The sequence below is a fragment of the Streptomyces sp. NPDC001709 genome (genome assembly GCF_053596375.1).
Window position 1 is genome coordinate 371,616 of the sequence record NZ_JBSFGB010000005.1, and the last position, 12,219, is coordinate 383,834.

At 70.6% G+C, this 12,219-nt stretch carries 6 protein-coding genes and 3 pseudogenes; 6 read left to right on the forward strand and 3 right to left on the reverse strand.

The window, feature by feature from the left end:
* Window positions 1-66 precede the first annotated feature (66 nt).
* Together ACWC0C_RS10665 and ACWC0C_RS10670 are read right to left on the reverse strand one after the other, a co-directional pair.
* Window positions 67-1,191, reverse strand: coding sequence for a GNAT family N-acetyltransferase (locus tag ACWC0C_RS10665; RefSeq protein ID WP_450863169.1), 1,125 nt, complete (start codon window positions 1,189-1,191; stop codon window positions 67-69).
* Between the two features lie 282 nt (window positions 1,192-1,473).
* Window positions 1,474-1,948 (reverse strand): annotated as a pseudogene (locus tag ACWC0C_RS10670) (MmyB family transcriptional regulator); the annotation flags it as partial.
* Window positions 1,949-1,959: 11 nt separating this feature from the next.
* Between ACWC0C_RS10670 and ACWC0C_RS10675 the strand changes: the two are divergent.
* From ACWC0C_RS10675 to ACWC0C_RS10700, 6 genes and pseudogenes are all read left to right on the forward strand, one after another.
* Window positions 1,960-2,502, forward strand: a pseudogene (locus ACWC0C_RS10675) (SDR family NAD(P)-dependent oxidoreductase); the annotation flags it as partial.
* 222 nt (window positions 2,503-2,724) lie between these two features.
* Window positions 2,725-2,940, forward strand: coding sequence for a tautomerase family protein (locus ACWC0C_RS10680; protein ID WP_450863199.1), 216 nt, complete (start codon window positions 2,725-2,727; stop codon window positions 2,938-2,940).
* Window positions 2,941-3,557: 617 nt separating this feature from the next.
* A pseudogene (locus ACWC0C_RS10685) lies at window positions 3,558-5,714 on the forward strand (TIM-barrel domain-containing protein); the annotation flags it as partial.
* 146 nt (window positions 5,715-5,860) lie between these two features.
* Entirely contained in the window at window positions 5,861-7,069 is a 1,209-nt protein-coding gene (locus ACWC0C_RS10690; protein WP_450863171.1) for a carbohydrate-binding protein, read from the forward strand.
* A gap of 125 nt (window positions 7,070-7,194) precedes the next feature.
* The gene (locus ACWC0C_RS10695) at window positions 7,195-7,971 is read left to right on the forward strand and encodes a polysaccharide lyase family 7 protein (protein WP_450863172.1); all 777 of its coding nucleotides are present in this window, start codon (window positions 7,195-7,197) and stop codon (window positions 7,969-7,971) included.
* 94 nt (window positions 7,972-8,065) lie between these two features.
* Window positions 8,066-8,518 (forward strand): hypothetical protein, encoded by a 453-nt coding sequence (locus ACWC0C_RS10700; protein WP_450863173.1) that lies wholly within the window; start codon window positions 8,066-8,068, stop codon window positions 8,516-8,518.
* Window positions 8,519-8,551: 33 nt separating this feature from the next.
* Here the strand turns inward: ACWC0C_RS10700 and ACWC0C_RS10705 are convergent, their stop codons facing one another.
* Window positions 8,552-11,926, reverse strand: a complete 3,375-nt coding sequence (locus ACWC0C_RS10705) for a pyruvate carboxylase (protein ID WP_450863174.1) — start codon at window positions 11,924-11,926, stop codon at window positions 8,552-8,554.
* Window positions 11,927-12,219 lie beyond the last annotated feature (293 nt).

Below are 12,219 nucleotides of genomic sequence, written 5' to 3' on the forward strand. Positions count from 1 at the left end.
AGACCGACCACGCTGGCGCGAAAACGTCCGCCGCTGGGCGAAATTCTGACGAGAACCTGCCAGTAACTACCGCTCCGGGAGGCGATTCCTCCGGACGGCCGAGGCGGCCGCCACGCCCCGGGTACGGAGCCTGCCGACCGTCTTCAGCAGCTGGTCGGCCGGATCACGCAGCCCGGGGTGGGCCAGCACCGTGTTGCGCAGCCCGCGCACCGGTCTGCGCCACAGCCGCTGGGCCAGCGCCACCGGGTGGGCGCGGGCGGCGAAGCCCTCGGCGACCCGCAGTTCGCGGGTCTTCAGCCAGTCCTTGTACTCCTTGTCGCCACGACCCAGGTCGACCATGGTCACCCCGGCCCGGGCGGCCGCCTCGGCGGTCCTCAGGTGCATCATCAACCCCGGTGAGTAGTAGTGCAGTTCGGGGTCGTACGCGGTGAACCAGGCCGCCAGCACCGTGCTCGACCGGGGCCCGAAGTGGGCCGCGACCGGCCGGTCGCCCGCGTACAGCACGGACAGCACTCCGGTGCAGTGCTCCTCGCGGACGCCGTGGAGATGGTCGACGAGTGCGACGATCCACGGCCGGGAGAACCGGTCCATGCGGCCGGTCCTGCGGTACTGGGCGGACTTCCACCGCATGAGGGTGCGCAGGACCTGCGGGTCGCGCTCGTCGAACACGAACCGCACCTCGCCGATGTCCCGGCCGAGCCGCCGTTCCTTCTTCAAGGTCGTCTTGGCCAGCCCCGGGTAGGTGCCGCGCAGCCACTCCGGGTAGCCGCCGTCGCCGGGCTTCACATCGATGACCGGTGAGGCGAAGGTGCCGGTGACGTGCGGTGCGAACGGCCGCTGTTCCTGGACGAGATGGTCGAACTCGAAGATGCTGAGCCCGCAGGCCCGCAGCAGCTCCTCGGCGTTCCAGGTGAGCCCGGGCCGGTGCACGAGGGCCTGGCAGTCGGACAGTCCGAGCCCGATGGCCCGTCCGGTGCCGAACGGCCCCCGCTCGTACGGGAAGAACCCGGCCGGCTCGCCGCCCTCGCGCAGCACCGCCACGCGCGCCCCGCCGCGGTACCGGCCGACGCCGATCGCGAACTCCGGGGCGAGGAAGGGGTTGGCGTACTCGGGCGACTCGTCCATCGCACGGTGCCAGGCCCCGCGCAGCTCGGCCGTCAGCTCGCCGGGTCTGTGGATGGTGATCTCCACCTCAGCTCGACCGCCCTTCCGCAGGCTCCGCGAGCGGTGTGCCCGAGGCGGCACAGGCCGGTGAGGCGTATGGATCATGGCTCATGGATCGCATAGGCGACCGCTCCCCCCACGACGCGCCGGGCGCGTCCTGCCACTGGTTCCGATGTGCGCAAAAATCCCCTCCGCGCGCGACTGCTCAAACGTCGCGAAACAGTACGCACACTGTCAAGGGTGCCTCAGGCGACGGACGGTCCGCCACGGGTCTGCGGACATCGGTGACAACTGCCCGGTCCGGCCTTGTCAGCGAGTCCGGCGCCCGAGGTCCTCCCTCGCGGCGCTCAGGTCCTGGGTCCCGATCACCGACAGCAGTTCCAGCTGGGCGGCTCCCTCGGTGCCGGGCGGGGCGCTGAACCACAGCAGGCGCTGGCGGCCGTCCTCGCTGAAGAGGCTGTGGCAGTCCAGCTCGATCACGCCGAGGGAGGGGTGGACGATCCGTTTGTGGTCGGTGCGGCGCAGGGCCACCTCCCGCTGCTCCCACAACTCGGCGAACTCCGCGCTGCGCCGCAGCAGCGTGGCCACCAGCCAGGTCACGTCCGCGTCCTTGGCGCGCCGGGCCGCGACCGCCTGGAGGTCGGCGGTGAACACCCGGGAGTGGTGCGGATGGTCCTCGGCCGGGTAGAGGCCGCGGGCGGCGGGGTCGGTGAACCAGCGGTGGACGAGGCTCCGGTGGGGCCCCCCGTCCGCTCGGCATCTCCCCGAGCAGCGCCACCGCGAGGGGGAGGATTCATGACCACCGACACTCCCCGAACGATCCTGGTCACCGGCGCCTCCAGCGGCTTCGGCGCGCTGACCGTGCGCGCCCTCGCCGACGCCGGCCACACCGTCCACGCGGGGATCCGGCAGACCGCCGATCGCAACGCGCCCGCCGTGGCCGACCTGGAACGGTACGCGACCGAGCGAGACGTCCGCCTGCACGCTGTCGAACTCGACGTCACCTCCCAGAGCTCCGCCGACGCCGCGGTGGCCCGGGTGCTGGCCACCGAGGGCCGGCCGGACGTGGTGGTGCACAACGCGGGCCACATGGTCAGCGGGCCCGCCGAGGCCTTCACGCCCGAACAGCTGGCGGACCTGTACGACATCAACGTGCTGGGCGCCCAGCGTGTGAACCGGGCCGCACTGCCCCAGCTGCGGGCGCGCGGCGAGGGCCTGCTGGTGTGGATCGGCAGCTCCAGCACGCGTGGTGGCTGCCCGCCGTTCCTGGGGCCGTACTTCGCGGCCAAGGCGGCGATGGACGCGCTGGCGGTCAGTTACGCCGGCGAACTGGTCCGGTTCGGCATCGACACCGCGATCGTCGTACCGGGCGCCTTCACCTCCGGCACGAACCACTTCCTGCACGCCGACACCCCCGCCGACACCGGACGCGCGGCCGCCTACGAGGAGCGCTACGGCGCCCTGCTGGCGAGGCTGGACCAGCGGCTCGCCGCTCTGATTCCGCTGGCCGCTGCGCACGCACAGTTCCCTCTGACGCCCCGTCAACCAAGGAGAGGCACCATGCCGTTCGCGAACTTCAAGGTGCCGGCCGGAAGCCTGGACGAGAAGCAGAAGGAGCTGATCGTCACTCGCACGACCGAGCTGTACGTCGAGATCTACGGCGAGGGCGCCCGCGCCACCACCCTGGTCCTGGTGGAGGAGGTGACGGACGGCGGCTGGGGCATCGGCGGCGCGGTGCTGACCCTGGCCATGCTCCGGGAGCCGTCCGAAGGCTGACGGGCTCTTGACATGAACCTGCGCCAAGCCCGAGTCTTCGTGCGTGAAAGTGCTCGATTGGAGCCTATTTCGAGCGCTTGCGAGCATCCAGAGCAAGAACAGTCAGTCCGCAGTGCTGCGAGGGGAGCTGTTCCGCCGTGCAAAGACCGCGAAGACTCCGACACCGTGTGCCGTGGCCGGCCTGGGTACCGCTGGGGCTGGCGGCCGCCCTGGCGGCAACCGCGCTCGCCGCCCCGGCGCCCGCCCAGGCCGCCGCCACCGCCACCGGCGCCGTACTCGACCCCGCTCACAGCAGCGTCGGCTGGCAGAGCCCGGTCTACGCCAAGGGCACCGGCGGGGGCACCGAGAGCTGTCCCGATGCCGCCGCCGACCCCGACAACAAGGTCTGCGACCGCTTCGACCTGACCGTCTCGGTGCCGGACGGCTACTGGGACGACAACCCCGAGGGCGGCGTCCCGCTGTCGATCAAGTGGGAGAAGCCCTCCGACGACTTCGACCTGTACGTCTACGACGACCACGGCAAGCAGGTCGCGTCCAGCGCGGGCACCGCCGACCCCGAGGCCACGGTGATCCCGCGGGCGTCGGGGACGTACCACGTGCTCGTCGTGCCGTACGACGTGCACGACAACTCCTTCACGGGCACGGCGTATCTGCCGGCCACCACGGACGCCGGTGATCTCACGTCCTTCTCGGGCGGCGACGGCAGCTACACCATCGGGGCCGGGCAGCTCACGGCCCGCGCCGACTTCCTGACCGGTGGCCAACTACGGCTGCAGGCCGACCCGTCCGGTTCGCTGAGCGATCCGGCGGGCACCGCCATCGTGCGCAAGCAGCCCGCCGTCGAGCGGCACACCTCGTCCTTCGACGCGGGCGACTACTTCGGCATCCGCTCTCCGCAGGCCGTCCTGCGCGTCTACAAGAAGCCGCTGCGCTTCGGGCTGTACAAGCCCGACAACCGCACCCGGATCTGGCAGGAGGACAAGCCGCTGCGCTGGTCCACCGGCGGGATGCGGCAGAGCCTCGCCCGGGGCGCGGACGAGCAGTTCTTCGGTGGCGGGGAGCAGAACGGCAGCTTCTCGCACCGCGGGCAGACGATGTACGTGGCCAACAGCTTCGACTGGAACGAGGGCGGCTACAACAACTCGCAGCCGTTCTACCTCTCCAGCGCGGGCTACGGCGTCTTCCGCAACACCTTCGCCCCGGGTGTGTACACCTTCGGCTCGCCCGTGACCACGGGTCAGCAGGAACGGCGCCTGGACGCCTACTACTTCCTCGGCGACGCCAAGCAAGTGATCGGCAAGTACACGGCGTTGGCGGGCAAGCCCTTCATGCCTCCGGTGTACGGCCTCGAACCCGGCGACTCCGACTGCTATCTGCACAACGCCAACCGGGGCGAGCGGCACACCCTGGACGCGCTGAAGATCGCCGACGGGTACACGCAGAACCAGATGCCGCTCGGCTGGATGCTGGTCAACGACGGCTACGGCTGCGGGTACGAGAACCTGGCGCAGACCGCCCAGGGCCTGCAGGACCACCACACCCAGCTCGGCCTGTGGACCCAGGACGGCATCGACAAGCTCGCCGACCAGGTCAAGGCGGGCCAGCGGGTGGCCAAGCTGGACGTGGCCTGGGTCGGCAACGGCTACAAGTTCGCGCTCGACGCCTGCGACGCCGCCAAGAAGGGGATCGAGGACAACAGCGACGCGCGCGGTTTCGTGTGGCTGCCGGTGTCCTGGGCGGGCGCCCAGCGCTGCGGGGTGCTGTGGAGCGGCGACCAGAAGCTGTCCTGGGACTACATCCGCTGGCAGATCCCGACCTACGCCGGTGCGACCATGTCGGGTATCGCCTACAACACCGGCGACGTGGGCAGCATCTACCGTCACGACGCCAAGATGTACGCCCGTGACCTGCAGTGGAAGGCGTTCCTGCCGACCATCATGACCATGGACGGCTGGGCGACCGACCTCACCACCAAGAAGCCCGCCGACCAGCAGCCCTGGCTCGACGGCGAGCCGTACACCTCCGTCAACAGGAAGTACCTGCAGCTGAAGGAACGGCTGCTGCCGTACATGTACACGCTGTCCGCCGAGGCGGCGAAGTCCGGTGTCGGCGCGGTGCGTCCGCTGTGGCTGGAGTACCCGGACGATCCGGGCACCCTGTCGGACCAGGCGAAGTACGAGTTCCTGTCCGGGCCCGACTTCCTCGTCGCCCCCGTGTACCAGGACTCCGACACCCGCGACGGCATCTACCTGCCGAAGGGCACCTGGACCGACTACTGGACCGGCCGCACCTACCAGGGCCCGACCACCATCAACGGCTACCACGCCCCGCTCGACACGCTCCCGCTGTTCGTGCGCGAGGGCGCGGTCGTACCGATGTGGCCGAAGGGGACGACGAGTTGGCAGACCCGGGACCGGCACGAGCTGGACTGGGACCTGTATCCGGCGGCGCACGGCACGAGCCGCTACACCCTGTACGAGGACGACGGCCTGACCCGCGACTTCGCCCAGGGCGCCGCGGCCACCCAGCGGGTGTCCGTGCACACCGACGGCGACGGGACCACGGTCTCGGTGGGCGCGAGCAGGGGCGACTACACCGGCAAGGTGGACGCCCGCACCTACCGGTTCGCCGTGCACGGCGACTCGGCGCCGGAGCAGGTCCTCCTCGACGGCCGCCAACTGCCCGCCTCCGCCTGGTCGTACGACCCGGGCACGCGGGTCACGACCATCACCACACCGAGTCTGTCACTGGACCGCGGCTTCACCGTGCGGCTGGTCGACGGGAGGTAAAGGAATCGTATGGTCTAGTCCAAAGTGAGCGTTGGTCTAGTCCAACTTATTGACGTGACCGCAACAGCTCCCGGAGGGTGGGGCTCCCCGCTCTGGGGACCTCCCCCACCCCCACCCTCTGGAGGCACGCAGTGAGACGTCTTCGGGCATGTCTGGGCGCGACGGCCGCCGTCACGCTCGCCGCCGCGGGCAGCACCGCGCTCGTCGCGAGCAACGCCTCGGGCGCGACGACCGCGCTGAGCAACCGCTGGTACGCCGCCGCCCCCTATCTGATGCCGCTGGACAACGATCCGCCGGACCCGGCCGCCATCATGGACGCCACCGGCCTCAAGGCCTTCCAGCTGGCCTTCATCCTGGCCCCCAACGGCGGTGGCTGCTCCCCCACTTGGGGCGGCACCGCCCCCGTCTCCTCGGACACGGCCGTGCAGTCGCTGATCAACACCATCCGGGGCAAGGGCGGTGACGTGTCGGTCTCCATCGGCGGCTACGGCGGCACCAAGCTCGGCCAGGCCTGCGCGGACGCCGCGTCCACGGCGGCGGCCTACCAGCAGGTCATCACCAAGTACGGGCTGCGTGCCATCGACTTCGACCTGGAGGAGCCGGAGTACGAGAACACCGCGGCCATCAAGAACGAGATCGGCGCGGCCAAGATCCTCCAGCAGAACAACCCGGGGCTGTACGTCTCCGTGACGACGGCCGGCACGGCGGACGGCACCGGCTGGTTCGGCAAGCAGATGCTGCTGGAGGCCAAGTCCCAGGGGTTCACCCCGAACAACTTCTCCATCATGCCGTTCGACGGCGGCTTCAACGGCGCGGCGAGCCAGACCAACGCGCTGACCAACTTCAACTCGATCCTGCAGTCGACCTTCGGCTGGGACCAGGCGACCGCGTACGCCCACGAGGGCTTCTCCGGCATGAACGGCCGCAGCGACACGGGCGAGTACTTCACCCAGGCGGACTTCCAGACGGTGCTGGACTACGCGACGAGTCACAACATGGACCGGTTCACGTTCTGGTCCCTGAACCGCGACCGGCAGTGCAACCCGGTGGACAACGGCGGGCGTACGTCCGGCACTTGCTCCAGCGTGGCACAGAGCTCCTGGGACTTCGCCAAGTACTCGGTGAAATTCGCCGGTGTCACCCCGCCCACCACCCCGCCGACGCCGACCCCCACACCGACGCCGACCTCCTGCAAGTCCGCGTGGAGTTCTACCGCGGTGTACACGCAGGGGAACGAGGTCTCGTACAACAAGCACAACTGGAAGGCCAAGTGGTGGACCCAGAACGAGGTGCCCGGCGCCTCGGAATGGGGGCCGTGGCAGGACGAGGGAGCCTGCTGAACCTCTTGACGCGTATGGTTCGGACCTTTAGTTTCACGGGTCATCGACAATCAAGGATGCGTTCAGCGTTCACTATGCTGAACGCATCCTGGTCGGATCCTCCGATTCGACGAAGGGACCCCCACATGACCCGATCCCGGCAGCTCGCGGTGCCGACCACCGCGGGCCTCGCCCTCGCGCTCAGCCTCCTCGGCAGCCCTTGCGCGCTCGCCGCCGATCCGCATGTCGCGCCCGGCGGCAACTTCGACCTGTCGGTCTGGGAGCTCCAGGAGCCCGTCGGCTCCCCCGGCAGCCCCACCACCATCCCGTCGTCCCGGCTCCAGGGCGCGAACGGCTATCAGGACGCGTACTTCTACACCGACACCCGCGACGGAGCCATGACGTTCTGGGCGCCCGAGAAGGGCGTCACCACACCGAACTCGAACTACGCCCGCTCCGAGCTGCGCGAGATGAACCGCGACGGCAGCGCGGCCGACTGGTCCCTGTCCGGCTCGCACCGGTTGAGCGCAACCCTGCGCGTGGTGTCCGTGACGAAGAACGTCTGCGTCGGGCAGATCCACCTCGGCAGCGGCGGCTCCTCCACCAAGCCGCTGCTGGAGCTGTACTACCACGCGAACGGCGACATCGTCCTCGGCACGGAGAACTCGCCGTCCGGCGGGCAGACCGCGCACGCCGTGGGGCACATTGCGGTCGGAAAGACCTGGAGCTACACCATCGCCGTCTCCGGCGGTAACACCATCGACCTGACCGTCAACGGCACCACCACCCACTACGCCATCCCGTCGTCGTTCCAGCAGTACAAGCAGTACTTCAAGGCCGGCTCGTACAACCAGTCGTCCTCGGACAGCACCACCGACGGCGCCCGGGTGGCGTTCTACGGCCTGACCGTCAGGCACGGCTGACACGCGGTCCGACCTGCCCGATTGGTGCAAACGGCCGGACGGTCGTAGCGTCGGGTGCACGCGGTCGGACACAGCACGACGGGTGGGAGCGACCATGCGCGGATCAGTGATGGGAACGGCGGTCACCCTCGCGGCAGGCGCCCTTGTGACGGCGGCCATGACCACGGCCTCGGCGAGTCCGCCGGGCGCGGCGGCCAAGGCCGATCCCCCGCGCCCCGTCCTCGTCGACTGCACCTGGCACCAGGACGTCCGCCCGGCCGACTTCATCCTGGCCTGCGGCGACGGCAACAGCCGGCTCATCGGGCTGCACTGGAAGCAGTGGGGCCAAGACGGGGCGACGGCCAAGGGTGTGAACATGGTCAACGACTGCAAGCCGTACTGCGCGGCCGGCCGCTTCCACAGCTACCTGGTGACCGTCCGGCTCGACGAACCCAAGACCTGGAAGAAGAATCCGCACGTGCAGCACTACACGCGGATGACCCTCACCTACGCCGATGACCGGCCCGAGGGATTCAAGCAGGTCATGACCTACCCGCTCTGGGACTGAGCGCCCGCGAGCGGGTAGGTGCCGGGCGCCTTGTCAGGCCAGCTCCACCAGTAGGTCGCCGCCCTCCACCTGCTGGATGCGGTTGATGGCCAGACGGGACACGCGGCCCGCCTTGGGTGCGGTGATGGTGGCCTCCATCTTCATCGCCTCGATGGTGGCGACGGTGGCGCCGGCGGCGACCTCGTCGCCCTCGGCCACCGCCAGGGTCACCACTCCGGCGAACGGCGCCGCCACATGGCCGGAGTTGCCGCGGTCGGCCTTCTCCGTCACCGGCACATCCGAGGCCGCGGCCCGGTCGCGCACCTGGATGGGCCGCAACTGGCCGTTGAGCGTGGACATCACCGTGCGCATGCCGCGCTCGTCCGCCTCGCCGATCGCCTGCAGCTCGATCAGCAGCCGAACGCCGGGCTCCAGGTCGACGGCGTACTCCTTGGCCGGACGCAGACCGTAGAAGAACGCCTTGCTGTCCAGGACGCTGGTGTCGCCGAAGGCCTGCCGGTGGGTGTCGAACTCCCGTGTCGGGCCCGGGAACAGCAGCCGGTTGAGGGTGACCCGGCGGTCCTTGGCGAGGCCCTCGCGGTCCTCGGCGGACAGCTCGGGCGCCGGCTTGGGCGCGGCCCGGCCCCGCAGCGCCTTGGTACGGAACGGCTCGGGCCAGCCGCCGGGCGGGGTGCCCAGCTCGCCGCGCAGGAAGCCGATCACCGAGTCCGGGATGTCGAACCTGTCGGGCGTCTCCTCGAAGTCCTTCGGGGAGACTCCGGCGCCGACCAGGTGCAGGGCGAGGTCGCCGACCACCTTGGAGGACGGGGTGACCTTGACCAGGCGGCCGAGGATGCGGTCGGCGGCTGCGTACATGGCCTCGATGTCCTCGAAGCGGTCGCCGAGGCCGAGGGCGACGGCCTGGGTGCGCAGGTTGGACAGCTGTCCGCCGGGGATCTCGTGGTGGTAGACCCGGCCGGTCGGGGAGGCGAGGCCCGCCTCGAACGGGGCGTAGATCTTGCGGACACCCTCCCAGTACGGCTCCAGGTCGCCCACGGCCTGCAGGTCGAGGCCGGTGGGACGGTCGGAGTGGTCGGTGGCGGCCACCAGCGCCGACAGCGACGGCTGAGAGGTCGTACCGGCCATGGAGGCCACCGCGCCGTCCACGGCGTCGGCGCCCGCCTGGATCGCGGCGAGGTAGGTGGCGAGCTGGCCGCCGGCCGTGTCGTGCGTGTGCAGATGCACGGGCAGATCGAACTCGCGGCGCAGCGCGGAGACGAGCTTCGCGGCGGCCGGTGCGCGCAGCAGTCCCGCCATGTCCTTGACGGCGAGGACGTGCGCGCCCGCCTCGACGATCTGCTCGGCCAGACGCAGGTAGTAGTCGAGGGTGTAGAGCCGCTCTGCCGGGTTGTTGAGGTCGGCGGTGTAGCAGAGGGCGACCTCGGCGATCGCGGTGCCGGTCTCGCGTACGGCTTCGATGGCGGGCCGCATCTGGCCGACGTCGTTGAGGGCGTCGAAGATGCGGAAGATGTCGATGCCGGTGGCGGCGGCCTCCTGCACGAAGGCGTCGGTCACCTCGGTCGGGTACGGGGTGTAGCCGACGGTGTTGCGGCCGCGCAGCAGCATCTGGAGGCAGATGTTGGGGACGGCCTCGCGCAGGGCGGCCAGCCGCTCCCAGGGGTCCTCGGCGAGGAAGCGCAGCGCCACGTCGTAGGTGGCGCCGCCCCAGCACTCCAGGGAGAGCAGCTGCGGCAGGGTGCGGGCGACGACCGGGGCGACGGCGAGGAGGTCCTTGGTGCGCACGCGGGTGGCGAGCAGGGACTGGTGGGCGTCGCGGAAGGTGGTGTCGGTGACGCCGATGGTCGGCGACTCGCGCAGCCGGCGGGCGAAGCCCTCGGGGCCGAGGTCGACCAGCAACTGGCGGGACCCGGCGGGGGGTTCGCCGGTCGGCAGCGGCGGCAGCTTGGTGACCGGGTCGAGCAGGTCGGGGCGTCCGCCGTGCGGCTTGTTGACGGTCACGTCGGCGAGGTAGGTGAGCAGCTTGGTGCCGCGGTCCGCGGAGGAGCGGGCGGTGAGCAGGTGCGGGCGCTGCTCGATGAAGGAGGTGGTGACCCGGCCCGCCTGGAAGTCGGGGTCGTCCAGGACGGCCTGTAGGAACGGGATGTTGGTGGCCACACCGCGGATGCGGAACTCGGCCACGGCACGCCGGGCCCGGCCGACGGCGGCCTTGAAGTCCCGGCCCCGGCAGGTGAGTTTGACCAGCATCGAGTCGAAGTGCGCGCTGATCTCCGTACCGGCGTGGGTGGTGCCGCCGTCCAGCCGGATGCCGGAGCCGCCCGGGGAGCGGTAGGCGCTGATCCGGCCGGTGTCCGGGCGGAAGCCGTTGGCGGGGTCCTCGGTGGTGATACGGCACTGCAGGGCGGCGCCGCGCAGGGTGATGGTGTCCTGGGCGAGGCCGAGGTCGGCGAGGGTCTCCCCGGAGGCGATCCGCAGCTGGGCCTGGACCAGGTCCACGTCCGTGACTTCCTCCGTCACGGTGTGCTCGACCTGGATGCGCGGGTTCATCTCGATGAAGACGTGGTTGCCCTCGCGGTCGAGGAGGAACTCGACGGTGCCCGCGTTGCGGTAGCCGATCTCGCGGGCGAAGCGCACCGCGTCGGCGCAGATCCGCTCCCGCACGCCGGGGTCGAGGTTGGGGGCGGGGGCCAGCTCGATGACCTTCTGGTGGCGGCGCTGGAGCGAGCAGTCGCGTTCGTAGAGGTGGATGACGTTGCCCGCGCCGTCGGCGAGGATCTGCACCTCGATGTGGCGCGGGTCCACGACGGCCTTCTCCAGGAAGACGGTCGGGTCACCGAACGCGGAGGCGGCCTCGCGGGAGGCGGCCTCGATGGACTCGCGCAGCTGGGCGGGGTCCTCCACGCGGCGCATGCCGCGCCCGCCGCCGCCCGCGACGGCCTTGACGAAGACGGGGAAGCCGATCTCCTCGGCGGCGCGCACCAGTTCGTCCACGTCGGTGGAGGGCTGGGAGGAGCCGAGCACGGGCACGCCGGCAGCGCGGGCCGCGGCGACCGCGCGGGCCTTGTTGCCGGTCAGCTCCAGGGTGGCCGCGCTCGGGCCGACGAAGGTGATGCCCGCCTCCTCGCAGGCGCGGGCCAGTTCCGGGTTCTCGGACAGGAAGCCGTAGCCCGGGTAGACGGCATCGGCACCGGCCCGGCGGGCGGCACCCACGATCTCCTCCACGGAGAGGTACGCCCGCACCGGGTGCCCCGGCTCTCCGATCTCGTACGCCTCGTCGGCCTTCAGCCGGTGCAGTGAGTTGCGGTCCTCGTGCGGGAAGACGGCGACGGTGCGCGCGCCGAGTTCGTAGCCCGCCCGGAACGCGCGGATCGCGATCTCTCCACGGTTGGCGACCAGCACCTTGCGGAACATCCTGGATTCCCTTCAGCTGCCTGCCGGCGACGAACACCATGGTGTCAGCCACGCCCTGCCGTACCTCGCGGCCACCTTAGGGGGTGCCCGCGCGTGTCGATGTGCGAAAACCATCACACTGACGGGGTGGGCCGCGCCACAGGCGGGCATGCCGGATCAGCATTCCAGGGACGTCATCGCCGTGTCCTTCGAACGGTCGGCGGTCGCCGGGGCGGGCACGGTACGAGGCGGCGTAGTGGCGCGGGGCGCCGGCCGCTCGGCCGATCCCCGCGCAGGCGGCGCCGCCTGCGGCG